Origin of the sequence: Pseudomonas sp. VD-NE ins, assembly GCF_031882575.1 — a bacterium.
GTDB lineage: Bacteria > Pseudomonadota > Gammaproteobacteria > Pseudomonadales > Pseudomonadaceae > Aquipseudomonas > Aquipseudomonas fluorescens_BZ.
In genome coordinates, this window is sequence record NZ_CP134772.1 from 6,094,818 (window position 1) to 6,119,250 (window position 24,433).

General features: G+C 60.1%; 19 protein-coding genes. 9 read left to right on the forward strand and 10 right to left on the reverse strand.

All coding sequences use genetic code 11. The features are described 5' to 3' along the window. Positions 1-45 precede the first annotated feature (45 nt). From RMV17_RS27255 to RMV17_RS27285, 7 genes are all read right to left on the reverse strand, one after another. The gene (locus RMV17_RS27255; protein WP_311883905.1) at positions 46-3,498 is read right to left on the reverse strand and encodes a GMC oxidoreductase; all 3,453 of its coding nucleotides are present in this window, start codon (positions 3,496-3,498) and stop codon (positions 46-48) included. Between the two features lie 1,422 nt (positions 3,499-4,920). Beyond that, entirely contained in the window at positions 4,921-5,691 is a 771-nt protein-coding gene (locus RMV17_RS27260) for an electron transfer flavoprotein subunit beta (protein WP_311883907.1), read from the reverse strand. A gap of 9 nt (positions 5,692-5,700) precedes the next feature. Continuing rightward, entirely contained in the window at positions 5,701-6,921 is a 1,221-nt protein-coding gene (locus tag RMV17_RS27265; RefSeq protein WP_311883909.1) for an electron transfer flavoprotein subunit alpha/FixB family protein, read from the reverse strand. Further along, positions 6,921-8,870 carry a dimethylglycine demethylation protein DgcB gene (dgcB, locus tag RMV17_RS27270; protein WP_311883910.1) on the reverse strand — a complete coding sequence of 650 codons (1,950 nt, stop codon included), beginning with the start codon at positions 8,868-8,870 and terminating at the stop codon, positions 6,921-6,923. The genes RMV17_RS27265 and dgcB overlap by 1 nt, the downstream gene beginning before the upstream one ends. 112 nt (positions 8,871-8,982) lie before the next feature. After that, a complete protein-coding gene (gene dgcA / locus RMV17_RS27275; RefSeq protein WP_311883912.1) occupies positions 8,983-11,043 on the reverse strand; it encodes a dimethylglycine demethylation protein DgcA in 2,061 nt (686 codons plus the stop codon). Positions 11,044-11,058: 15 nt separating this feature from the next. Next, positions 11,059-11,589 (reverse strand): DUF5943 domain-containing protein, encoded by a 531-nt coding sequence (locus RMV17_RS27280; protein WP_005792152.1) that lies wholly within the window; start codon positions 11,587-11,589, stop codon positions 11,059-11,061. A gap of 106 nt (positions 11,590-11,695) precedes the next feature. Next, on the reverse strand, positions 11,696-12,673 hold the full coding sequence (locus RMV17_RS27285) for a dipeptidase (RefSeq protein WP_311883913.1): 978 nt from the start codon (positions 12,671-12,673) through the stop codon (positions 11,696-11,698). A 234-nt stretch (positions 12,674-12,907) separates the two neighbouring features. Between RMV17_RS27285 and RMV17_RS27290 the strand changes: the two genes are divergently transcribed. The 3 genes from RMV17_RS27290 to RMV17_RS27300 all read left to right on the forward strand — a co-directional run bounded on the left by RMV17_RS27290 (position 12,908) and on the right by RMV17_RS27300 (position 14,181). After that, positions 12,908-13,309: a lysozyme inhibitor LprI family protein gene (locus RMV17_RS27290; protein ID WP_008083168.1), complete on the forward strand. Its 402-nt coding sequence runs from the start codon at positions 12,908-12,910 to the stop codon at positions 13,307-13,309. Between the two features lie 102 nt (positions 13,310-13,411). After that, positions 13,412-13,735 (forward strand): helix-turn-helix transcriptional regulator, encoded by a 324-nt coding sequence (locus RMV17_RS27295; RefSeq protein ID WP_311883914.1) that lies wholly within the window; start codon positions 13,412-13,414, stop codon positions 13,733-13,735. A 29-nt stretch (positions 13,736-13,764) separates the two neighbouring features. Beyond that, positions 13,765-14,181: a DUF3010 family protein gene (locus RMV17_RS27300; RefSeq protein ID WP_095050256.1), complete on the forward strand. Its 417-nt coding sequence runs from the start codon at positions 13,765-13,767 to the stop codon at positions 14,179-14,181. 94 nt (positions 14,182-14,275) lie between these two features. Here RMV17_RS27300 and RMV17_RS27305 read toward each other — a convergent pair whose 3' ends face one another. Further along, on the reverse strand, positions 14,276-15,220 hold the full coding sequence (locus tag RMV17_RS27305) for a GlxA family transcriptional regulator (protein WP_027610647.1): 945 nt from the start codon (positions 15,218-15,220) through the stop codon (positions 14,276-14,278). Positions 15,221-15,427: 207 nt separating this feature from the next. Here RMV17_RS27305 and RMV17_RS27310 point away from each other — a divergent pair, with 207 nt between their 5' ends. From RMV17_RS27310 to RMV17_RS27335, 6 genes are all read left to right on the forward strand, one after another. Continuing rightward, positions 15,428-16,372 (forward strand): choline ABC transporter substrate-binding protein, encoded by a 945-nt coding sequence (locus RMV17_RS27310; protein WP_311883917.1) that lies wholly within the window; start codon positions 15,428-15,430, stop codon positions 16,370-16,372. Between the two features lie 120 nt (positions 16,373-16,492). After that, positions 16,493-17,380: a 3-keto-5-aminohexanoate cleavage protein gene (locus tag RMV17_RS27315; protein ID WP_016983621.1), complete on the forward strand. Its 888-nt coding sequence runs from the start codon at positions 16,493-16,495 to the stop codon at positions 17,378-17,380. Between the two features lie 141 nt (positions 17,381-17,521). After that, positions 17,522-18,487: an L-carnitine dehydrogenase gene (locus tag RMV17_RS27320; RefSeq protein ID WP_158959825.1), complete on the forward strand. Its 966-nt coding sequence runs from the start codon at positions 17,522-17,524 to the stop codon at positions 18,485-18,487. Positions 18,488-18,712: 225 nt separating this feature from the next. Then, entirely contained in the window at positions 18,713-19,189 is a 477-nt protein-coding gene (locus RMV17_RS27325; protein WP_311883921.1) for a thioesterase family protein, read from the forward strand. Between the two features lie 24 nt (positions 19,190-19,213). Continuing rightward, positions 19,214-20,377, forward strand: coding sequence for a gamma-butyrobetaine dioxygenase (locus RMV17_RS27330; RefSeq protein ID WP_311883923.1), 1,164 nt, complete (start codon positions 19,214-19,216; stop codon positions 20,375-20,377). 397 nt (positions 20,378-20,774) lie between these two features. Then, complete coding sequence (locus RMV17_RS27335) at positions 20,775-21,038, forward strand: hypothetical protein (RefSeq protein ID WP_016983943.1); 264 nt, start codon at positions 20,775-20,777, stop codon at positions 21,036-21,038. 88 nt (positions 21,039-21,126) lie between these two features. On the opposite strand, the gene RMV17_RS27340 is transcribed toward RMV17_RS27335, so the two are convergent. After that, positions 21,127-22,230, reverse strand: coding sequence for a GlxA family transcriptional regulator (locus RMV17_RS27340; protein ID WP_007949927.1), 1,104 nt, complete (start codon positions 22,228-22,230; stop codon positions 21,127-21,129). Positions 22,231-22,786: 556 nt separating this feature from the next. Next, positions 22,787-24,163, reverse strand: coding sequence for an L-serine ammonia-lyase (locus RMV17_RS27345; protein ID WP_034153599.1), 1,377 nt, complete (start codon positions 24,161-24,163; stop codon positions 22,787-22,789). Positions 24,164-24,433 lie beyond the last annotated feature (270 nt).

Sequence of the window (24,433 nt, forward strand, 5' to 3'; positions counted from 1 at the left end):
TTGTGGGAGCTGGCTTGCCAGCGATGCAGTCGACTCGGTTTCAAGTCAGCCGAGGGCAGTTTTCTCCAGGTGTTCAAGGATGATCGGATAGACATCGACCACCGCGTTCTTGCCGAACATGCAGTCGATGTGGCCGTAGCCCGGCACCACTTGTCGGCTGTAACGCTCTGGCCCGTGCATGTCGCACAAACGCTGGTAGGTCTTGAGAGTGCTTTCCGGCAAATAGCACTGGTTGTCGGCGCCACTGATAAAGCAGATCGGCATCGTCAGACGATCAAAGTGCGGCATGTACACATCGTTGCCTTTGAAATCCACCAGATGCCCTTTGCGCACGATCAGCGCCAGATGCTCAAACGTCTCGATGTTCGACTCGCCGAACAACTCGTGCAGGTTGTCGTGCAGGGTTTCGTTGAGGGTGTCGTGGCGATACAGCGACGCGTACATGAAGGTGATGCGGTGGCACACCGGGTTAGTGCAATAGCCCTGCGCTTCGATCCGCGCGTAGCCGTTAAGCGCTTTGTCGTAGAGTTTGTTGAACCAGTTTTCCTTGCTGTCGGCGTAAGCGGTCATCGACTTGATGCCGATGGCATCAAGCATGCCCGGCAAATGCAATCCGGCCTTCAACCCCGTCGCCGTGGCGACCACGGTGTCAGCGGCAATCTGCGAGCAGACCACCGAACGCACGCCCTGCAAACCGGCGAGCAGTGACATGAAAAACGTCGTCGCGCCGTAGCAATGCACCACGCACTGCACGTCTTTGGCGTTGGTCTCTTGCTGAATCTGCCCGATGGCAGCCTTGAAGTCGTATTGGGCGATCTGGTCGCCGTTCCATTCCTTCTTGCTCGCCGGCAGCAGAATGCTCACACGGAAATCCAGCAGCCAGACGTCGTAATCGTGCTTGCACAGGTACTCCAACAGGTTGGTCTGAATGGTGTCGGTGGAAAAGATATTCGAACCCACGCCCAGGCCATGTACCAGCATCACCGGGCCTTTGCTGCCGGCCTGATAACGAGTCAGGCGCAACTCGACACCGTCCTCGGTGGGGAAGAAATGCACCGCTGGCGTCGGCGCATCCAGCGGCCGTTTCAAGCGTGGCGGCGCATCGGGGTTGAAGTAGATATCCCCGGCAAACACCCCGCCATAGCTTTCCCAGAGAATCCCCGCGAAGAATTTGCCAAAGCGCGCCAGCCCTTCGATTCGCTCACGTTCGTTGCGCGCGTTGAGGACTTTCATGGTGGTCATCTGCTTGGCGAAATCGGTCGGATGAATGTGCATCACCCCGGAGCCGATCACCTCGCCAGTCTTGTCCGGCCCGCGATACAGCGTCACGTACAGCGTGCTGGTGTCGTGCCAGATGTTCAGCACGCCGTTGTCTTCCGGCACCGTTTTAAAGGCGCTGAAGAAATAGTCGTTACCGTCCTCGGCGGTGAGTTTCATGTCGTATTTCATGTGGCGCGTATCGACCTGTTGCTCGAATTGCTCGAACAGGTTGAACACACCGTTGCTCGCGGTCAGCGGCTGCGGTGACAGCGCTGGGGCGATCACCGTGCCGACGATGGTCGCCGCATGCTCGGGTTCCTTGATCATCCGGTTCATGTCGTTGGCGGTGATAGTCAGGGTGAAATCGATCGGTGAGTTATCCGCTTCGCCGCGTTTGGCCGCCGCTTCGTAGACTTTCAGATCGGTGCTTTGCGCAGCGGTGAAGGCGCGAGAGAAATAGCCCTTCATGGTTTCGGTGAACTGCACGCCGAGGGTTGGCGGCGCAACCGGTTTGCGCGGGGCCGACGGCAGTGTGTAGTCGATCTGCCAGCCACGGTCGGCGGCGAGCAGGCCCATGTTGCGTTCACTCACGGCAGAAATCGTCAGCAGCGGATTGACCGCCAGCGACGTCGGAATCACTGCGCCATCGGTCACGTACAAGTTGGCGTAAACATCCGTGCCGCTGGCACCGCTGAACACCTGCCCCTTGTGATTGACCACGCCTTGCGCCGCATCTTCGCCCATCACGCAACCGCCCAGCGGGTGCACCGAGACGATGCTGTGCCTGAGCAGTTTGGTCCAGATCGGATTCTCTACCCACACGCCACCGAGCGCTTTGGTGCTCTGCTGCAAACGCTCGTTGCCGAGTTTGAAGTTCTCCTGCTCGCCAACGCCCGGCCAGTCGATTCGCAACTGATCCTTGTTGTCGAGGACCATCCGCCCCTGGCCGCTGTCGTGGCTCATGATCAGGTAAGTCTGCATGTTGTGTAGCGCGCCGTAATACGGGCCGCGCAGGAAGCTTTCCGCTTCGCGTTCCTTGTACTTCACCTTGGCGCTGAAACTGTCATCGGTGGCCACGCCGATCATCTCGGCAAACCCGGCCATCGCCGGCACCATTGGCCGACCGAGGGCGCCGGGGATCGAGCCTTCCTCGATGACCATGCGGCTGCGCCAGTCGCCTTCGGTGCGCATGTCGATGACCGAGGTAATGCACGGGCCGACCGGGTGCAGTTCCTTGGCCGGGTGCGCGCCGAAACCGATGCCGTTGATGGTCTGCTCGCAGTTGTGGCCGAAGCCGAGGATGTCGCCATTGCCGCTCATGTTTTCGCCGAGCTGGCCAGACATCACCACGCCTTTGTCGCGTGAACGCAGGAGGATTTCGGTCGAGCCAAGCGTGCCGGCGGAGACTACAACGATATCGGCCTTCACAAACAACGTCGGCGCGCTGAACATCTCGCGACCACTGTCCAGATACTGGAAGTGCACGATCCAGCCATCGCCATCACGCTCCAGATGCCGTACTTCGGCCTGGCAGAAAATCTCCGCGCCGTGGTTCCAGGCGTCAGGCAGGTAGTTCATCAGCGTGGTGTTCTTGGCCTTGTTGTTACAGCCCGAAACGCAGTCGCCGCACTGGTTGCACGGCAGTTGCTCAACGCCGACATGGTTGAGGTTGTTCGGCAGTTTGTCGAAGGTCACGTTGATCGGCGGCTTGTAGAAATGCGCGCCTTGCTTGAGGTAATCCGCGGATTTCTTGTTGGCATCGAGTTTGGGCAGGGTCGGCGAAGTGCTCGGGTAAGGATTGGGTTTGAGCATCTCCCGGGCGCGCGCGTAACCGTCCTTGAGCAGCGTGTCGCGGTGTTCGCGCACCGCTTGCGGCCAGCGCGGGTCATCGAATACGCCGGGCTCCGGCTCGAGGGCAACGTTGGCATTGATCAGCGACGTGCCGCCGAGGCCGCAACCGACCACGACGTTCTGCTGGGCGTTGACGTGCAAGTCGAACAGCCCGGTGCGCGAGCCGATATGGCCATCCGGGTCATGCACCTGCAGTTCTTCAGTCGCGGCGATCATGGTGTTGGGGTATTCGCCGGGCTGGATTTCCCGACCGCGTTCGAGCAGGCACACACGCTTGCCGGCACGGGACAGGCGCGAGGCAGCAATGCCGCCGCCGTAGCCTGAGCCGATAACGATCACATCGTAGTGTTCCTTGATCTCGCTGATGGGCGTTGCGATCCGTGTCATGAGGTGGTTCCTCTAATCAGGCAGATGGGGCAACTCTGCGGTTGCCTGCAATCAATGGGCGAACGGGCACCTGGCCACCGGATGAAGTCCGGCGACAGCACAGCGGTCTGGCGGGTGTGGCGCGCTACAGGCGAGCGTGCTGATTGGCGGCGCGCCGGAGCGTGCGCTTGCGTGGCGAGGGCGGAGGGCGGTGCGGCTGGCTATCCATCATGCGTTCTCCCAGAACCAGATGTGGATAAGTGACGGCTGTCCTTGTGCCATTGCAGTGAAGACAGCGCAGGAATCGAAGTCAAGGCAATGCCTTAGAACTGTATGAAATCTGATCAAGTGCCGTTTGGACTATGGCGGGCGGGGTTTGCAGGGTTTGACGAACAAGTTATCCACATAGCCACCCACAGCAAATGGGGGTAACTGTGGATGACTGGAAAAATAACTCGCTGATTTGTGAAGAAAAATCGTGACTTATCCAGAAGGACGGTTTGTCGGACGCATTGGTTGTTTTTTAATCACATCTCCGTAAGCCACGTTGTTCATGGCCTGTAGCGGATGGCGAACACGTTATCCACAGAAGCGCCAACAGAGATCGGGGGTAACTTTGCCTTGTCTGTGGAAAAGCGTTGCAGGCTGTGTGAAATCGGGGTTTGTGTGGGGGTTTTCCATGGAAACAGACGAATTGACTGTTTTTTGATCACATCTTCGCACGCCACGTTTTGTATGGCTTTCAGACGATAGCGAACATCTTATCCACAGAAGCGCCAACAGAGATTGGGGGCAACTTGTTCAGTTATCCTGCCGAAAAAGCTCTGAAAATCCGTGACTTATGCTGGTTGTTTTTTGATCGGATGGCTGTAGGGCTTGATTGGCGTGGGGTCTAGAGAGGGGCGAACATGTTATCCACAGATCCGCCAACAGGGATTGTGGGTAAACCGCTTCCCTCACCCCAGCCCTCTCCCAAAGGGAGAGGGAGCCGACCGAGGTGTATTGGAAATTACAGTGACCTGCAAATTATGCGGTGACCTTGGCTGGGCCAAACTTGAGTTCGCGAAAATCTTTCAGGTCGATGTAACGCTTGAGTACGCCACCGTAGGTCCCCTCTCCCTCTGGGAGAGGGAGCCGACCGAGGTGTATTGGAAAAGTACAGTGACCTGCAAATTATGCGGTGACCTTGGCTGGGCCAAACTTGAGTTCGCGAAAATCTTTCAGGTCGATGTAACGCTTGAGTACACCACCGTAGGTCCCCTCTCCCTCTGGGAGAGGGAGCCGACCGAGGTGTATTGGAAAAGTACAGTGACCTGCAAATTATGCGGTGACCTTGGCTGGGCCAAACTTGAGTTCGCGAAAATCTTTCAGGTCGATGGAACGCTTGAGTACGCCACCGTAGATCCCCTCTCCCTTTGGGAGAGGGCTAGGGTGAGGGGCTTTTCAGCGGACAACGCCTTCTTCAATCAGCAACTTGAGGATCGCTTCAGCACCAGCCTCTGCGGTAACCCCCTTGAGCACTTGCCCCCCGCCACCACTGGCCTTGGCCGTCGCAGCCTTCATCCGATCCGCCCCGCTTTTGGCCTTGATCACCTTCAAGCGTTTCGGCCGTGGCTTGGCCGCTTGCAAAGTGGAGACCGCGAGCAACTCATCGTCCACCACTTCGACGTCTTCAGCCTGCAAGACCCCGCGTCGCGCGGGACCATACGCACTCTGCCGAGGCTTCGGCGCAGCGTTATCCACAGTCGCCACAAACGGCAGTTTCACCTTCAACCGGCGCCGCTGTCCGCGCGGCAAGGCTTGCAGCACCAACGCCGAGCCGTCGTTGATCGACTCAACCTGCGCCAGTCCGACCACCAACGGCCAGCCCAGTCCTTCGGCGAGCAAAAACGGCAACATCCCCGAACCTTCACCGGTTTCCGCTTGGCTGCCGGTCAGGACAACTTGCGCACCGGCATCGCGCAGATACGCGGTCAGCGCCGGCAGCGCATCGGCGCCAGCCGGTTGCTCCAGCACGTGCATCTGCTCAAGGCCCATGCCCAGATAGGCGCGCAACGCTGGTTCCGCAATGTCACCGGCATGCAGCACTTGCAGGTTTTCCCCAGCCAGTTGCAGGCCCAGTTCAACGGCGCGCGCATCCTGATCAGCTCGGCGTGGCCGGCCGGAAGTCGGGTGAGCGCCGATGGAAACCAGACTGATAACTTTCGTGTTCATAGCGTTTCCTTAAGCCGCATCGCGCTTGGCTTCGTTGCGGTAAGCCGCGACCGCTTCGATCAACGCCTGCAGAATCTCTGCGCTCTCGCCGATTACCGACAAATCGGCACGCTTGATCATGTCGCAACCCGGATCGAGATTGATTGCCACCACCTTGTCGCAGGCACCGATGCCTTGCAGGTGCTGAATCGCGCCAGAGATACCCACCGCGACATACACCCGCGCGGTGACCCAGGTGCCGGACGCGCCGACCTGACGATCACGGGCCATGAAGCCATCGTCCACTGCAACGCGGGAAGCGCCTTCGGTAGCACCGAGTGCCGCCGCCGTTTCGTGGAACAGCGCCCAGTCCTTGACCCCATTGCCGCCGGAGAAAATGAACTCCGCTTCGGCCATCGGAATTGCTGCCGGGTCGACCGCCACAGCGCCAAGATCTTCGATCCGCGACAAGCTACGCGCGACACTTGTGGATAACTCCACATGCAAGGCTTCATGTCGGGTTTCGCTGACCGGCTCGGCGCATTCGGCCGCAGCCAGAATCAACCGTGCGACGGGACGGGCAAGGTCTTGCAGCCCGGCGCCCGCACGGCCAATGCATTCCTGATCCTTGACCTGCCAGACCCGTGTGGCCGGGCGCTCGCCCAGTGCAGCGGCAAAACGGCGGCCGAGTTCGCCACCACCGCTGCGGCTATCCGGCAGCAGCCAATGACGTGGGTTGAACTGGTTATCCACAGCACGCAGGCCTTGCACGCGTTGTTCCGGTGCATAACCGCTGAACTGTTCGCCTTCGAGCACCAGCAAGCGATCAACGCCTGCGGTGGCGAAAGCGTTTTCCTTGTGCTCGCCAAAGACCACCGCCAACACCGCGCCGTCCTGGCCGGCGAGTTGATGGGCAAGGCCGAGCAAGTCGCGGTCGTGGCTGCTCAAGCGGCCGCCGACCATGTCCGGCACCACACAGATGTAAAACGCCGGGGCCGGCACCTGATGCAGCGGCAATTGCACTTCAACCGTGGCTGAACGTTTGACCGCCCCGCCCTGTTGCGCGCCGCTGCGGTCGATACGTTTGATGCCGTTAGGGCCGATAAAACCGATGCCGTGCAGGTTCTTGCGGATGATGCCGTTGGGACCCATCCAGCTGTGTTGTGCCGGTTGCATCGCCGCGTGCAGCGGGTGCAGGCGGTTACGCGCAATCCATTCGGCGCGCGGGTCGCGGCGGATAATGTCGCTCATCAGTGGGCCTCCGCAGGTTCACGTTTGGCCGGGGTGGCAGGCTTGCTTGGCGCAGCGTCTTCAAGCAACGCGTCGGCCACCAGTTCGGCGATGTCCTTGATCAGCGGACGCGGTTCGACCACGCCTTCGAGCATCGCCGTGCACTGTGGACAACCCACGGCCACCAGTTCGGCGCCGGTCTCGCGGATGTCTTCCATGCGCATATCGGGAATCCGCTGTTTACCCGGAATATCAGTGATCGGCGCCCCGCCACCGCCGCCGCAGCAGCGCGAACGGAAGCCGGAACGTTGCATCTCTTTGACTTCTATGCCGAGGGCACGCAGCACTTCGCGCGGCGCTTCGTACTCGCCGTTGTAGCGACCGAGGTAGCACGGATCGTGGTAGGTCACGCTGTTGCCTTTGTGCTCTCCGAGATTGAGCGCGCCGGCCTGGATGATTTCCGCCATATAGGTGCTGTGGTGCTGCACCAGATAGTTGCCGTCGAACGCGCCGTATTCGTTTTTCAACACATGAAAGCTGTGAGGATCGCAGGTGACAATGCGGTTGAAGCTGTATTTGGCCAGGGTCTGGATGTTGCGTTTGGCGAGCAACTGGAAGGTCGCTTCATCGCCGAGACGCCGGGCTACATCGCCGCTGTCGCGTTCTTCGAGACCGAGTACGGCGAAGTCGACTTTTGCCGCTTTCAGCACTTTGACGAAGGCGCGCAGGGTGCGCTGGTTACGCATGTCGAAGGCACCGTCGCCGACCCAGAACAGTACGTCGGTGGATTTTTTTTCGCTGAGCAGATTGAGGTTCAGATCCGCCGCCCAGTTCATCCGTCCGCCCGGGGCAAAACCGCCGGGGTTGTCGGTGGCGATCAGGTTTTCGAGGACTTCGGCGCCCTTGTTCGGCGTCGCGCCTTTTTCCAGGGTCAGGTGACGGCGCATGTCGACGATGGCGTCGACGTGCTCGATCATCATCGGGCATTCCTCGACACAGGCGCGGCAGGTGGTGCACGACCACAGGGTTTCGGCGTCGACCAGACCGTTGACGATGGGTTGATGGGGATTGCCTGAGTGTTCGCCGATGGGTTTGCCGGGATAAGGACTGCCGGCAAACTTGGCATCGGTGCCGCCAGCGAGGCCGACGACCATGTCCTGAATCAGTTTTTTCGGGTTCAGCGGCTGGCCGGCAGCGAAGGCCGGGCACGCCGCTTCGCACTTGCCGCACTGCACGCAGGCGTCGAAACCGAGCAACTGGTTCCAGGTGAAATCTTTGGGTTTTTCCACGCCCAGCGGCGCGCTCGGATCATTCAGATCCAGCGGTTTCAAACCGGTGGAGCGACCGCCGCCAAAACGCTCGGCGCGACGGTGCCAGGCCAGGTGCAAGGCACCAGCGAAGGCGTGCTTCATTGGCCCGCCCCAGGTCATGCCGAAGAACAGTTCCGACACGCCCCACAGCACACCGATCCCGAGGATCGCCGCGAGCACCCAGCCACCGAAGTTCTCCGGCAGAATCCCGGCCACCGGCAAGGTCAGCAGGAAGAACGACGCCGAGAACGCCAGCAGGCTCTTCGGCAGGCGCATCCACGGGCCTTTCGACAGCCGCGCCGGCGGGTTGCGCCGACGCAGGTAGACGAAGATCGCTCCGACGAACATCACCGCCGTCATCAGCAGCAAGGCGTAACCGAGGATGCGGTTATGCAGGCCGAAACCGTGGACCAGCAGCGCCAGCACAATCGACGCCACCGCACCGCCGGCCGTGGCCACGTGGGTGTTGGCGATGTACTTGTCCCGCGCCACGACATGGTGCAAGTCGACCATGTAGCGCTTGGGCATGGCCAACAGGCCGCCGATCAGATCGACCTTCGAGGCCCGGCCCCGACGCCACATGGCCACCCGCCGCAGCGCGCCGAGGACACCAAGGCCCAGAGCGGCGAACAACAGGATTGGAAGAAGGGTGTTCAACATCAGAGTCACCTCTGGCGAGGTGCAAGCTACAAGCTACAAGCTGCAAGAAAGAGCAGCAAAATCTGCCGGGCTTTTACTTGCGGCTTGAAGCTTATGGCTCGCAGCTGAGCCGTCAAAAATCCTTACAGAGCCGGAGTGCGTCATAAATGGCGGCGTGGGTGTTGCGCTGCGCCACGCAGTCGCCGATGCGGAACAGCAAGTAGCCGTCGCCGGTGGTGCTCAACGAGGGCTGCGGTTTGATTGCGAACAAGGCTTCGACGTCGATCTGGCCCTTGTTGCGCGAACCCTCTTTGAGCGCGTAGTAGATTTCCTCATCCGGACGCACGCCGTTTTCCACCACCACTTGATCGACCACCCGCTCCTCTTTGGCGCCGGTGTATTCGTTCTCCAGCACCGCGACCAGTTTGTCGCCTTCGCGGTAGACCTTCTCCAGCATCATGTCGCCGGTCATGATCACTTCTTTCGGGTACATGCTGCGGTAGTAGGTCGGGAACGACGTACCGCCGATGGCCACGCCCGGTTTGATGTCGTCGGTGACGATCTCGACCTGGCTGCCCTTGTCGGCAAGGAAGTCCGCGACCGACATCCCGGTGAACTCGCAAATGGTGTCGTAGACCAGCACGTTCTTGCCCGGCGCGACCTTGCCGTCGAGCACGTCCCAGCTGCTGACCACCAGCCCTTCGGCGGCGCCCCAGTGTTCGTTCTGTTCCAGGTACGGATGCCCGCCGACCGCCAGCACCACCACGTCCGGACGCAAGTCCATGATGGTCTCGGCATCGGCCGCCGTGCCCAGGCGCAAATCGACTTTCAGTCGCGCCAGTTCCAGCTGGAACCAGCGGGTGATACCGGCGATCTGGTCACGTTGCGGCGCTTTCGACGCCGTGGTGATCTGTCCGCCGATGAATTCTTTCTTCTCGAACAGGGTCACGTCGTGGCCACGTTCGGCGGCAACGCGGGCCGCTTCCATCCCGGCAGGGCCGGCACCAACAATCACAACCTTGCGTTTCGGCCCGGTGGATTTCTCGATGATGTGCGGCACGCCCATGTATTCACGGGACGTCGCGGCGTTCTGGATGCACAACACGTCGAGGCCTTGATACTGGCGGTCGATGCAATAGTTGGCGCCGACGCACTGTTTGATCTGGTCGATCTGGCCCATCTTGATCTTGGCGATCAGGTGCGGGTCAGCGATGTGCGCGCGGGTCATGCCGACCATGTCGACGTAACCGCCTTCAAGAATGCGCGTGGCCTGGTTCGGGTCCTTGATGTTCTGTGCGTGCAGCACCGGCACCTTGACCACTTCCTTGATCCCGGCGGCCAGATGCAGGAACGGCTCCGGTGGATAACTCATGTTCGGAATCACGTTGGCCAGGGTGTTGTGAGTGTCACAACCCGAGCCGACGACGCCGATGAAATCGAGCATGCCGGTGTCGTCGTAATACTTGGCGATCTGCTTCATGTCCTCGTGGGACAAGCCGTCCGGGTGGAACTCGTCACCGCACAGACGCATGCCCACGCAAAAGTCGTCACCGACCTCGGCGCGCACGGCTTTCAACACTTCCAGACCGAACTTCATCCGGCCTTCGAAGGTGCCGCCCCATTCGTCGGTACGCTTGTTGACGCGCGGGCTCCAGAACTGGTCGATCATGTGCTGGTGCACGGCGGACAGCTCAACGCCGTCAAGACCACCGGCCTTGGCCCGGCGCGCGGCCTGGGCGTAGTTGCCGATGACCCGCCAGATTTCTTCCGGCTCGATGGTTTTGCAAGTGGCGCGGTGTACCGGTTCACGGATGCCTGACGGCGACATCAGGGTCGGCCAGTTGAAGCCGTCCCAGCGCGAGCGACGGCCCATGTGGGTAATCTGAATCATGATCTTGGCGCCATGCTTGTGCATGGCGTCGGCCAGATTCTGGAAGTGCGGAATGATCCGGTCAGTCGACAGGTTGACCGAACTCCACCATTCCTGCGGGCTGTCGACGGCCACCACGGAGGAACCACCACAGATCGCCAGGCCGATGCCGCCCTTGGCTTTCTCTTCGTAATACTTGACGTAGCGGTCGGTGGTCATGCCGCCGTCCGTCGCGTAGACCTCGGCGTGCGCGGTGCTGAGCACGCGGTTGCGGATGGTCAGTTTGCCGATCTGGATCGGCTGGAACATTGCTTCGAAAGCCATGGCGGGTTCCTCGACTTACAACGGCTTGACGGTGAACAGGCCGTCGTCGTGGCCTTCTTCGGAGCCACCGTAGACTTGCTCGGCGACGGTGCGAATCTTGCTGCCGCGAGCCTCAAGAATCTGATCCATGGCCCCGGCAAACCAACCGGTGAACATGTAGTCGACCTTGCGCCCAACCTTGCCGTAGACGTAGACGAATGCCGAGTGTTCGAGCTTGACGCTCGCGGTGCCTTTGTCGAGGTCGATGTCCTGAATCTTGAACAGGCCCCAGCCGCGTTGCGACAGGCGCTTCATGTAGTGCTCGAACACCGCGACGCCTTCCAGGCCGTGGCATTCAGCTTCTTTCTCGCACCAGTGCCAGGCGGATTTGTAGCCGGCCTTGTAGAGGATCTCGGCGTAGGCGTCAGCACCCAAAACTTCCTCGATGCCCATGTGGTTATTCACGAAGAAGTGACGCGGCACGTAGAGCATTGGCAGGGCGTCGGAGGTCCAGACACCGGTCTCGCTGTCGACTTCGATTGGCAATTGCGGGGCGATCTTGGCCATGGAAACTTAACTCCAGAAAAATAGTGGATTCAGTGGTGACCGCTGCCCTCACCCCAGCCCTCTCCCACAGGAGAGGGGGCAGTTCGGCGGCGGTCTTGAGTCAGCGTTACTCGCCCCAGACGTCCTTGAGGACGTTGACCCAGTTCTCGCCCATGATCTTGCGCACGACGCGCTCGGGATGGCCGCGTTTGAGCAGGGTTTCGGTCAGGTTCGGGAACTCGCCGACGGTGCGGATGCCCAGCGGGTTGATGATCTTGCCGAAGCTGGTCAGACGGCGGGCGTAGCCCTTGTCGTGGGTCAGGTATTCGAAGAAGTCCTGGCCATGGCCTTGGGTGAAGTCGGTGCCGATGCCGATGGCGTCTTCGCCGACGATGTTCATGGTGTATTCGATCGCCTCGGCGTAGTCGTCGATGGTCGAATCAATGCCTTTGGCGAGGAACGGCGCGAACATGGTCACGCCGACGAAACCGCCGTGGTCGGCAATGAACTTCAGTTCTGCATCGGACTTGTTGCGCGGGTGCTCTTTGAGCCCCGACGGCAGGCAGTGGGAATAGCAGACCGGTTTTTTCGATTCGAGGATGACTTCTTCGGAAGTCTTGGAACCGACGTGGGACAGGTCGCACATGACGCCGACGCGGTTCATCTCGGCGACGATCTCGCGACCGAAACCCGACAGGCCGCCGTCACGCTCGTAGCAGCCGGTGCCGACCAGATTCTGGGTGTTGTAGCACATCTGCACGATGCCGACGCCGAGCTGCTTGAACACCTCGACATAGCCGATCTGGTCTTCAAACGCGTGGGCGTTCTGGAAGCCGAAGAGGATGCCGGTCTTGCCCTGCTCCTTGGCGCGACGGATGTCGACGGTGGTGCGCACCGGCATCACCAGGTCGCTGTTCTCGCGGATCAGCTTCTGGCTGGCAGCGATGTTGTTCACGGTCGCCTGAAAGCCTTCCCACACCGACACAGTGCAGTTGGCCGCCGTCAGACCGCCCTTGCGCATGTCTTCGAACAGCTCGCGGTTCCATTTGGCAATGATCAGACCGTCGATAACGATGCTGTCGGCGTGTAATTCGGCTGGGCTCATCAGGCGTCCCCTTATTGGCGATTCATGCGCCGAATCGTCTGCCGGCGCTTTGGGGCCAGCATATGCCTCGGTGCCGGGGCGACCGGGTGCAAAAACGACAGGGGAATTGCCGAAAGCGTCAATCCGCGACAAAGGGTCGCCAGACGCTCCGATCAGCTACCTGTTCAAGCCCGCAAGCTTGAGCCAGAATCTCCGGCATATTGGAAACACCACTGGATTAGAGCGGCGACAACAATGAAATCGATCTTCCTGGCTTTGGCTTTGATTGCGACCGGCGTACACGCCGCCGAAGAATCCGACAACAACCCCTGCGACGCCGTCGAAAACGACGTCCAGACCCTGGAATGCTCGACCTACAGCCGCACTACTGCCGAAGACCTGCTCAAGGACAACTACGCCAGCCTGACCGAACGCATGCAGACGGCGTATGGCAAGAACGCCACGCAATTGGCTGATATCACCGCCAAACTCAAGACCGCCCAGCAACAATGGCTGAAGACGCGGGACGCGGATTGCGCGGTGGAGGCGTTTCCGGCGACGGCGGGCAGCAAGGCATTCACGATTGCGCAGAATGACTGCGTGGCGCGGATGAGTGATGAACGGTCGGAGTTTTTGGAGTCGATTGGGCAGGAGTGATTCTGACCACTCGTAACATGCCGTCAATTATTGTTGATTGGCCTTGGGAGAAATATAAGCAAAGATTCTGAAATCTTATAAAAGACTTATATTTCTCCGAAAATGAAGTTATCCACAGATATACAAATCATCAACGACGCCGAGGGCAACCCCGCCTTCGTGGTCATTCCCTATGCGCAATATATTGCGCAAAAAATGCAGCCCGACCTGATACCCCATGAGGTCGTCAGTCGGATGGTCGATGGGGCAACACCGATCCGTGCCTGGCGTGAACACCTCAACCTGACTCAGGAAGACGTCGCCAATCGCATGGGTATTTCGCAACCGGCGTTTGCCCAGCAGGAAAGAGTCGCCAAGCCACGCAAGGCCACTCGCGAGAAAATTGCATCGGCGTTCGGCATCACCGCCAATCAGCTTGAGCTGTAAGCTGCCCTCTTCACTTCAAGGAATTTCCCATGAACATCTGCGGCATTGAAATCAAAGGCAGCGAAGCGATCATCGCCGTGGCCGCTCTCGACGGTTCGACCCTGAGCCACATTCCCCTTGCCACCAAGAAAATCGCCCTCGAAGACGATGACGAAGCGGCCAACGTGAAGCTGTTCGCGGCACAGGTAGCGTCGTTTGTGCGGGAGAATTCGGTTGACCGGATTGCGATCAAGAAGCGCAGCAAGAAGGGTGAATTTGCCGGCGGGCCGACGACGTTCAAGATTGAAGGGATTTTGCAGTTGCTCGATGGGTGTGAGGTGACGCTATTGTCGCCGCAGACGATCAATGCGCAGGCGAAGAAGCATAATTTCGAGCTGCCGGGGACGTTGAACAAGTATCAGCATGAGGCTTACAAGGCTGCGTGTTCGGCGCTGGTGAAGAAGTAACCAACAGCAAGATCAAAAGATCGCAGCCTTCGGCAGCTCCTACATTGGAATGCATTTCCCTGTAGGAGCTGCCGAAGGCTGCGATCTTTTGATTTTATGCCTGGGCGGTACGCCGGTCTTCGCGGGGGCAGCGGGCGAAACGTGCACGGTAGCTGCGGGTGAAGTAGGACGGTGATTCGAAGCCGCAGGCGATGCTGACTTCAAGCACGCTCATGTCGGTCTGGCGCAATAACTGCCGGGCTTTTTCCAGGCGCAGGCGCAGGTAGAAATTGCTCGGCGTGTCGTTCAGGTGCAGCCGAAACAAGCGCTCCAATTGCCGCCGCGTCACCTTGATCGATTCTGCCAATTGCAAAGTAGTCAGCGGCGGTTCGCTGTGTTGCTCCATCTCGCCGATCACCTGCACCAGTTTCTTGTTATTGATGCCGTAACGCGTGGCGACTTCCATGCGCTGGTGATCTTTGCGCGGACGGATGCGCCCCAGCACAAACTGCTCGCTGACCTGAATCGCCAGTTGCGGGCCGTGGGCCTGGGCGATCAGATCGAGCATTAAATCGATGGACGCGGTGCCGCCCGCCGAGGTGATGCGCCGACGGTCGATCTCGAACAGCTCTTGGGTCACGCTGAGCTGTGGATAAGACTCCTTGAACGCGTCGATGGCTTCCCAGTGCAAGGTCAGGCGATGGCCATCGAGCAGGCCCGCTTCAGCGAGGACAAAGCTGCCGGTGTCGATGGCACCGAGGGTTACGCCTTCGTTATCCAGCCGCCGCAACCAGTGTTCAAGGGTTGGCGTGGCGAACTTCAGCGGTTCAAACCCGGCCACCACCAACAACGTCGCGCCTTTCTTCAACGGCTCCAGCGCCGCGTCGGCGTTGACCGACATGCCGTTGCTCGCCAGCACCGCCCCGCCGTCGGCACTCAACACATGCCAGCGATACAACTCGCCACGAAAGCGGTTGGCCACACGCAGCGGTTCAATTGCAGAGATAAAGCCAATGGCGGAGAACCCCGGCATCAGCAAAAAGTAGAAATCCTGGGACATGTGCGCACTCGATTCGCGGGTAACGAGAGGGAGGGGAGCGTGGCTCGTTGATACGCCGATTGTCGTCAGCGTTCAAGCGCACAGGTCGCTACAGTGCAAATGCCAGTCGCCGCAGTGCGCTTTCACGGGGGCACAGCTGCGTAACTTTGCATCACCGGCGCATCAGACGCCGGGAACCACAATAAACGACCTGCCGAGGAACCCGACATGAAACGACTGATCAGCAGCTGTGTTCTTGCACTCAGCGGTACCGCTTTCTTCAGCGCCAGCGTCATGGCCGCCGAACCCGCCTCGTGCCAGAACGTGCGCATGGGCGTGGTCAACTGGACCGACGTGATCGCCACCAGTGCCATGACCCAGGTCCTGCTCGACGGCCTCGGCTACAACACCAAACAAACCAGCGCTTCCCAGCAAATTATCTTCGCCGGGATCCGCGATCAGCGCCTGGACCTGTTCCTCGGTTACTGGAACCCGTTGATGACCCAGACCATTACGCCGTTCGTCGACGCCAATCAGGTCAAAGTCCTCGAAGCGCCAAGCCTGAAAGATGCCCGTGCGACCCTCGCCGTGCCGACTTACCTGGCGGACAAGGGCCTGAAAACCTTCGCCGACATTGCCAAATTCGAGAAGGAACTGGGCGGCAAGATCTATGGCATCGAACCGGGTTCGGGCGCCAACACGCAGATCAAGGCAATGATCGCCAAGAACCAGTTTGGCCTCGGCAAGTTCCAGTTGGTCGAGTCCAGCGAGGCCGGCATGCTTGCTGCCGTCGACCGCGCCGTGCGCCGCAAGGAAGCCGTGGTGTTCTTCGGCTGGGCGCCGCACCCGATGAACGTCAACGTCAAGATGACTTATCTGACCGGCAGCGACGACGCCCTCGGCCCGAACGAAGGCATGGCCACCGTGTGGACAGTGACCGCGCCGAAATACGCCGAGCAGTGCCCGAACGTTGGTCGCCTGCTGACCAACCTGACGTTCACCGCCGAAGACGAGAGCCGGATGATGCAACCGCTGCTCGACCACAAGGACGCCTTCGAATCGGCCAGGCAATGGCTCAAGGATCACCCCGAAGACAAGCAGCGCTGGCTTGAGGGTGTGACCACGTTCGATGGCAAACCGGCGGCTGAAAACCTGCAGCTGACCAGCAAATAACCCTCTCATTTAAAAGCCCCTCACCCTAGCCCTCTCCCAAGGGGAGAGGGAACCGGACGAAGCTTCGCAACCCCGAAACGGGCTGCGGACAGATCCATCACGCCTGAAGGAAACCGCACCATGAACCACGACGTCATCATCACCTGCGCACTCACCGGTGCTGGCGACACGACCGCCAAGAGCCCGCACGTGCCGGTCACCCCGAAACAGATCGCAGCGGCGGCCGTTGAAGCGGCCAAGGCCGGCGCCACAGTCGTGCACTGCCATGTGCGCGATCCGCAGACCGGCAAGTTCAGCCGCGACGTGGCGCTGTACCGCGAAGTGATGGAGCGCATCCGCGAGGCGGACGTCGACATCATCGTCAACCTCACCGCCGGCATGGGCGGCGATCTGGAGATCGGCGCTGGCGAGAACCCGATGGAGTTCGGCCCGAACACCGATCTGGTCGGCCCGTTGACTCGTCTCGCCCACGTCGAAGAATTGCTGCCGGAAATCTGCACCCTCGATTGCGGCACCCTTAACTTCGGCGATGGCGACACCATTTACGTCTCCACCCCGGCGCAATTGCGCGCGGGTGCAAAGCGCATTACCGAGCTGGGTGTGAAGGCTGAACTGGAGATTTTCGACACCGGTCACCTGTGGTTCGCCAAGCAGATGATCAAAGAAGGGTTGCTGGATAACCCGCTGTTCCAGCTGTGCCTGGGCATCCCGTGGGGCGCACCGGCGGATACCACCACGATGAAAGCCATGGTCGATAACCTGCCCGCCGATGCGGTGTGGGCCGGGTTTGGGATTGGCCGGATGCAGATGCCGATGGCGGCGCAAGCGGTGTTGCTGGGCGGCAACGTGCGGGTCGGGCTGGAGGACAACCTGTGGCTGGACAAAGGCGTGCTGGCAACCAACGGCCAACTGGTCGAGCGCGCCACCGAGATTCTCAGCCGCCTCGGCGCCCGCGTGCTGACCCCGGCAGAGGGTCGCAAAAAAATGGGCCTGACCCAGCGCGGTTAAACCATCACTCATTTCCCCTGTGGGAGCGAGCCTGCTCGCGAAGAGGCCCGTACATCCGAAGCATGTTCATCAGCAGAGCCACCGCTTTCGCGAGCAGGCTCGCTCCCACAGTTGATCCCCGAACTATTCAGGAATGTCGCCATGAGCTTTATCACCGAAATCAAAACCTTCGCCGCGCTGGGCAGCGGTGTCATCGGCAGCGGCTGGGTTGCCCGCGCCCTCGCCCACGGTCTGGAAGTGGTGGCCTGGGACCCGGCACCCGGCGCCGAAGCGGCGCTGCGCAAACGCGTGGCCAATGCCTGGGGCGCGCTGGAGAAAAACGGTCTGGCACCGGGCGCTTCGCAGGATCGCCTGCGCTTTGTCGCGACCATCGAAGAGTGCGTGCGCGATGCCGACTTCATTCAGGAAAGCGCCCCGGAACGTCTGGAACTGAAACTCGATCTGCACAGCAAAATCAGCGCCGCGGCCAAACCCAATGCCTTGATTGGATCGAGTACTTCCGGCCTGCTGCCGAGCGAGTTCTACGAGAGTTCGACGCACCCGGAACGCTGCGTGGTCGGTCACCCGTTCAACCCGGTTTATCTGCTGCCGCTGGTGGAAGTGGTCGGTGGCAAGAACACCGCGCCGGAAGCTGTGCAAGCGGCGATGAAAGTCTACGAATCTCTCGGCATGCGTCCGTTGCATGTGCGCAAGGAAGTGCCGGGGTTTATCGCTGACCGCTTGCTTGAAGCGTTATGGCGTGAGGCGCTGCACCTGGTCAACGACGGTGTGGCGACTACTGGCGAGATCGACGATGCGATTCGGTTTGGTGCTGGTCTGCGCTGGTCGTTCATGGGCACGTTCCTGACTTATACGCTGGCCGGTGGTGATGCGGGCATGCGCCACTTCATGTCGCAATTCGGCCCGGCGTTGCAGTTGCCGTGGACGTATCTGCCAGCGCCGGAACTGACTGACAAGTTGATTGATGATGTGGTCGATGGCACCAGTGATCAGCTCGGCCGCCACAGCATTTCGGCGCTGGAACGCTATCGTGATGATTGCTTGCTGGCGGTGCTTGAGGCGGTGAAGACCACCAAGGAGAAGCATGGAATGAGTTTCAGCGAATGATGTGTCTGGCATGACATCGCTGCCCTCACCCTAGCCCTCTCCCGGAGGGAGAGGGGACCAACCGCGGTGTTTATGCGAGCTGCACCGACCTGATCTATCGAGCCGAACTCAAGTTTTGAAAGGCCCCCGATCTGCTCCCTTTCCCCCTCTCCCCCCTGGGGGAGAGGGCTGGGGTGAGGGGGTAGCTCTTGATCTTAACGACCCGCCAACTGCCGGAACCCAATCATGCCCACCCTCACCACCTACCAAACCAGAATCATCCCCGACTGGGTCGACTACAACGGCCACCTGCGTGACGCCTTCTACCTGCTGATTTTCAGCTACGCCACCGACGCCCTGATGGACCGCCTCGGTATGGACAGCAGCAACCGCGAAGCCAGCGGCCACTCACTGTTCACCCTCGAACTGCACCTCAACTATCTACACGAAGTGAAACTCGACACCGAGGTCGAAGTGCACACGCAAATCATCGGTCACGACAGCAAGCGCCTGCACCTCTATCACAGCCTGCACAAGGTTGGAGAGGATCAGGAGCTGGCCGGCAACGAACAAATGCTCTTGCACGTCGACCTCGCCGGCCCACGCTCGGCGCCGTTCGGTGCGCAAACCTTGAGCCGCCTGCAAAACATCGTCGCCGAGCAAAAAGACCTGCCCGCTCCCGCTTACATCGGCCGCGTTATCGCGTTGCCGTCTGCAAGGTAAATCCATCGATCGCAAGGAGCCGCCATGAACACCGCTGCCGCTGTTGCCGACTTCCGTACTTATCCGTTGATCAGCGCGCTTAGTGGCGTGCAGAGCCTGGCGGATCGCGTTGCCATCCAATGGGCTGACGGTCGCATCAGTCCGTTTCACCACGTCTGGTTGCGGGATAACTGCCCGTGTGAACGTTGCGTCTACAACGTCACCCGTGAGCAGGTGTTCGAGATCGTCGATGCCGCTGAAGACCTCAAGCCTGCCGCTGCGTATATCGACACCGATGGCTGCCTGCGCATCGATTGGCAGGACGGCCACCTCAGCCGTTTCGATCCCGGTTGGTTGCGCGCTCACGCCTATGACGACGAATCCCGCGCCGAACGCCTGGCCGGCAAACCCAAGCCTTATCTGTGGCGCAGCGATTTGCAGTTGCCGGTGTTCGACTATTCGGCGCTGATGAACGACAACGCCGCGTTGCTGCAATGGCTGCTCGCCGTACGCGACATTGGCCTGACGCAAGTGCACGGCGTGCCCACCGAACCCGGCTCGCTGAAACTTATCGCGCAGCGCATTTCCTTTATCCGCGAAAGCAATTTCGGCGTGCTGTTCAACGTGCAATCCAAGGCCGATGCCGACAGCAATGCCTACACCGCTTTCAACCTGCCGTTGCACACCGATCTGCCCACCCGCGAGCTGCAACCGGGGCTGCAATTTCTGCATTGCCTGGTGAATGACGCCGAAGGCGGCGAAAGCATTTTTGTCGATGGTTTTGCGATTGCCGATGCGCTGCGCAGTGAGGATCCGGCAGCGTTTCAGGCGCTGTGTGAAATCCCCGTGGAGTTTCGCAACAAGGATCGTCACAGCGATTATCGCTGCCTGGCGCCGATTATTGCTTTGGATGCCTTGGGTCGCGTGGCGGAAATTCGTATGGCGAATTTTTTGCGCGGGGCGTTTGATGCGTCGATGGAGCAGATGCCGTTGTTGTATCGGGCTTATCGGCGGTTTATTGCGATGACGCGCGAGCCACGGTTTCGGCTGATGCAGCGGCTCAACCCCGGTGAGCTGTGGTGCTTCGATAACCGCCGCACGTTGCATGCGCGCAACGCGTTTGATCCCGCCACGGGAGCACGACATTTTCAGGGTTGCTATGTCGATCGGGATGAGTTGTTGTCGGGCATCCTCGTGTTGCAAAGATAGACCGCGTTATCGTTCATCGCGGGCAAGCCCGCTCCCACAGGGTTCGGCGGCGTTTCACAAATATGCGACCAGACTCGAAACTTGTGGGAGCTGGCTTGCCAGCGATGACGTCGGCAGGAACAACAAATCTCTGACTGATTCACAGCCAAAAAAAAGCCCCGATGCAAGCCGTGACAGGATCGGGGCAGAGGGTACTGTTGAGGAGCTGCCAAGCGAGGGTGACCAAACCTTCGTGTTGCAAGCTGAGTTCAGTGTGCCCACTCCCTTGAGCGGCGAGTTAGCCGAAAGCGACCTGTTCATAGCCGTCGCAGCCACTGCGACAAAACGCCCTTGCCGTGCTCCCGCATGGCTACCAGAATCGAGCCACGACCTCCGTTACCGAAGAAGGATGCGCGTCATGATGTATGCCGATTTGATCGATCAGGAAGATTTGTTGGGCCAGCTCAAGGCGTTGGGTATTCAAGTGCCCAGTGGCACGACCGCCGATCAGGCTTGCGAGTGCGCTGTGCGCGGTCTGGATAATGTTCGCGCGTTTGAACTGCGCAAGATGGTCAAGGACATGTACACCAGCGGCGCCAGCATCCAGCCGGCGGTGCGTCAGGCGATCGACAAACAATTACTGCCGGCATTGGCGGACTATCAGCAAAGCCATAGCGCCTGACAGCAGATCAAAAGATCGCAGCCTTCGGCAGCTCCTACATTGGAACGCATATCCCTGTAGGAGCTGCCGCAGGCTGCGATCTTTTGCCTTACAGCCTTACGCTGGCAAACGTCGATTCATTACGCGCCTGACTCAACGCCGACATCGGCCCCGACAGCGGCGACATCACGATCGCCTGCGGCAGCGGCAGCATCGCCACTTGCTGGGTGGTGTTGGAGCCTACGCGCTCGTCACGCGGCGGAATGCCGAAGTACTCGCGGTAACACTTGGAGAAGTGCGGCGTGGAGACGAAACCACACACCGACGCCACTTCGATGATCGACATCGGCGTTTGCTTGAGCAGTTGTCGCGCGCGGATCAGGCGCAGCTTCAAGTAATAGCGCGACGGCGAGCAGTGCAGGTATTTCTGGAACAACCGCTCCAGCTGTCGACGCGACACGGCGACGTAAACCGCCAATTCGTCGAGGTCGATCGGCTCTTCGAGGTTGGCTTCCATCAGCGCGACGATTTCCTGCAGCTTCGGCTGGTTGGTGCCGAGCATGTGCTTGAGCGGCACGCGCTGGTGATCCTGTTCGTTGCGGATACGTTCGTAGACGAACATCTCCGAGATCGCGGCGGACAGTTCACGGCCGTGATCGCGGCTGATCAGGTGCAGCATCATGTCCAGCGGCGCGGTGCCGCCGGAGCTGGTGAAACGGTTACGGTCGAGGGTGAACAAACGGGTGCTCATGGCCACGCGCGGGAAAGCTTCCTGCATCGCCGCCAGACATTCCCAGTGCACGCTGCAATCGAAACCGTCGAGCAACCCGGCGCAAGCCAGCGCCCAACTGCCGGTGCACACGGCGCCGAGGCGCTTGGACTGTCGCGCCTGGCTTTGCAGCCATGAAACGTGTTCGCGGGTGACAGTGCGTTGGATACCGATACCACCGCAGACGATCACAGTGTCCAGTGGTGGCGCTTTGTGCATGGAGGCATCTGGTGTGATTTGCAAACCGTCACTGGCCCACACCTGGCCGCCATCGACGGTAAGGGTGCTCCAGCGATACAGCTCGCGACCGGACAATTGGTTGGCCATGCGTAGAGGTTCTACTGCGGAGGCCAGAGAAATCAGCGTGAAATTGTCCAGCAGCAGAAAGCCGATGGATTGAGGCGCACGGTTCTGGGGTTGGGCCCCGGAGTTGAACGACGTCATCGCGGTATCTCCTCACACAAAGCGGGTGATGGCCTCAGGCGGAGGCTCTTGTTATTGCCAGCGTTCTCGCGTGGGAGACGGGCTTTGTTATGACAGAGCAATTGCCATGCCTAAAATTGAATGGCTGTTCAATAACTCCTGAAAACGACGTCGCGACGTGTCTATACGAGCCGTCCGACGAAAGGTGTTTCGAAGTGCCATTAGTGTTGCTGAGCGCCCTGCCCCGAGGCGTGTGAGCAAATCGGTAGCACTTGTGGGAACTGGCCTGCGCGCAGTTTGTGGGGAGTGTCACCGCAAGCACGGGTGACGGACGGTAGGGGGTGCTGAATGCATGTAACAGCTGGGAAAGACTCTTATCTGTTTGCGACGCGCTAAAAGGTGGCGTGATTTATTGTCTGTGTTCACTTGATGAGCAATTTTGACTGGTCTGGCCCCATCGCTGGCAAGTCGAATCGTCGCACCGCAGCGCCCACATGGATTTTCTGTGTGATCAAGATATCTGTATCACCTCGGAACCTGTGGGAGCTGGCTTGCCAGCGATGGGGGCAACGCGGTCTCAGCACTCCACAGCACTGACCGCCAATCCACCACGCGATGTCTCTTTATACTTGTCATGCATGTCAGCACCGGTATCACGCATGGTGCGGATCACCCGGTCCAGCGAGATAAAATGCTGACCATCGCCGCGCAACGCCATCTGCGCCGCGTTGATGGCTTTCACCGCGGCGATCGCATTGCGCTCGATGCACGGCACTTGCACCAGGCCACCGACCGGATCGCAGGTCAGCCCAAGGTTATGCTCCAGGCCAATCTCCGCTGCGTTGCACAACTGCTCCGGCGTGGCGCCGAGAATCTCCGCCAGCCCCGCCGCCGCCATTGCGCAAGCCGAACCGACCTCACCCTGACAGCCAACCTCAGCGCCCGAGATCGACGCATTCTTCTTGCACAGAATCCCCACCGCCGCCGCACCGAGGAAGTAGTCGACCACGTTGGCGTCCGTCACCGCTTCGCTGAACTTCATAAAGTAATGCAACACCGCCGGAATGATCCCCGCCGCGCCATTGGTCGGCGCCGTGACCATGCGCCCGCCCGCCGCGTTCTCTTCATTAACCGCCAGGGCGAACAAGTTGACCCACTCCATGGCACTGAGGGTCGAGCCGATCACATTGGGCTTGCCCAATTCCTGAAGACTGCGGTGCAACTTCGCCGCACGCCGGCGCACATTCAAACCGCCGGGCAGGATGCCTTCGTGCTTGAGCCCCTGCTCGACGCAATCCTGCATCGCCCGCCACAGTTTCATCAGCCCGGCGCGAATCTCTTCTTCACTGCGCCAGACCTTTTCGTTGGCCATCATCAGTTCGGCGACGCGCAGGTTGTTCTTTTTGCACAGTTCCAGCAGCTCGACCGCGCTGGAAAAGTCGTAAGGCAGTTCAGTGCGATCCAGATCGACCACACCACTGGACGCTTGCGCTTGATCCACGACAAAGCCGCCGCCCACCGAATAGTAGGTGTCGCGGTGCAACTCGCCGTGATCGCCCTCGGCAACAATCGTCATCGCATTGGGGTGGAACGGCAGGTTCTCGTCGATCAGGCGCATGTCCCGCGCCCAGACAAACGGCACCGACAAGCGACCATCCAATAACAGTGTGTGAGTTTCACGCAGGGCCTGGATGCGCGGGCCGATCTGCGACGGGTCGATTGCGTCCGGCCACTCGCCCATCAAACCCATGATCACCGCGTTGTCGCTGCCGTGCCCAATACCCGTGGCCGACAGCGATCCGAACAATTGCACCTCTATACGGCGCACCTGTTCCAGCTGGTGCTTGTCCCGTAGCGACTCGACGAACAGCGCCGCGGCGCGCATGGGCCCGACGGTGTGGGAACTGGAAGGGCCGATGCCGATTTTGAACAGGTCGAAAACGCTGATAGCCATTGCTGCAGAGCTCCTGAGGATGCCGGTCCGGGGCGTGAAGCGCCCGCTGGCGGAGCTGCTACGCTCAAGCTGCGATCCGCCGGAATGCCCGCATCATCAGGCTTTTGTCGGAGCGCACGGCGTCTGACACCGACGCACTCATGTCCACCAGCGCCGCGCGGTTTTCGCCCCGGTTTTTCGCCGTTTTTATACGGTTCAGATGGCCATTGGGGGCTGAAAAAAGCTGTAAGCGACGTCACTGACACTGGATGCGACCATCCCTGTACTGGA

Coding starts and splice junctions, on each gene's coding strand:
- RMV17_RS27305 (WP_027610647.1), bottom strand. CDS start 15,220: ATGTCCCAGGATTTCTACTTTTTGCTGATGCCGGGGTTCTCCGCCATT.
- RMV17_RS27335 (WP_016983943.1), top strand. CDS start 20,775: ATGATGTATGCCGATTTGATCGATCAGGAAGATTTGTTGGGCCAGCTC.
- dgcB (WP_311883910.1), bottom strand. CDS start 8,870: ATGTTGAACACCCTTCTTCCAATCCTGTTGTTCGCCGCTCTGGGCCTT.
- RMV17_RS27300 (WP_095050256.1), top strand. CDS start 13,765: ATGAACATCTGCGGCATTGAAATCAAAGGCAGCGAAGCGATCATCGCC.
- RMV17_RS27280 (WP_005792152.1), bottom strand. CDS start 11,589: ATGGCCAAGATCGCCCCGCAATTGCCAATCGAAGTCGACAGCGAGACC.
- RMV17_RS27340 (WP_007949927.1), bottom strand. CDS start 22,230: ATGACGTCGTTCAACTCCGGGGCCCAACCCCAGAACCGTGCGCCTCAA.
- RMV17_RS27265 (WP_311883909.1), bottom strand. CDS start 6,921: ATGAGCGACATTATCCGCCGCGACCCGCGCGCCGAATGGATTGCGCGT.
- RMV17_RS27310 (WP_311883917.1), top strand. CDS start 15,428: ATGAAACGACTGATCAGCAGCTGTGTTCTTGCACTCAGCGGTACCGCT.
- RMV17_RS27325 (WP_311883921.1), top strand. CDS start 18,713: ATGCCCACCCTCACCACCTACCAAACCAGAATCATCCCCGACTGGGTC.
- RMV17_RS27315 (WP_016983621.1), top strand. CDS start 16,493: ATGAACCACGACGTCATCATCACCTGCGCACTCACCGGTGCTGGCGAC.
- dgcA (WP_311883912.1), bottom strand. CDS start 11,043: ATGGCTTTCGAAGCAATGTTCCAGCCGATCCAGATCGGCAAACTGACC.
- RMV17_RS27255 (WP_311883905.1), bottom strand. CDS start 3,498: ATGACACGGATCGCAACGCCCATCAGCGAGATCAAGGAACACTACGAT.
- RMV17_RS27320 (WP_158959825.1), top strand. CDS start 17,522: ATGAGCTTTATCACCGAAATCAAAACCTTCGCCGCGCTGGGCAGCGGT.
- RMV17_RS27260 (WP_311883907.1), bottom strand. CDS start 5,691: ATGAACACGAAAGTTATCAGTCTGGTTTCCATCGGCGCTCACCCGACT.
- RMV17_RS27295 (WP_311883914.1), top strand. CDS start 13,412: ATGAAGTTATCCACAGATATACAAATCATCAACGACGCCGAGGGCAAC.
- RMV17_RS27290 (WP_008083168.1), top strand. CDS start 12,908: ATGAAATCGATCTTCCTGGCTTTGGCTTTGATTGCGACCGGCGTACAC.
- RMV17_RS27345 (WP_034153599.1), bottom strand. CDS start 24,163: ATGGCTATCAGCGTTTTCGACCTGTTCAAAATCGGCATCGGCCCTTCC.
- RMV17_RS27285 (WP_311883913.1), bottom strand. CDS start 12,673: ATGAGCCCAGCCGAATTACACGCCGACAGCATCGTTATCGACGGTCTG.
- RMV17_RS27330 (WP_311883923.1), top strand. CDS start 19,214: ATGAACACCGCTGCCGCTGTTGCCGACTTCCGTACTTATCCGTTGATC.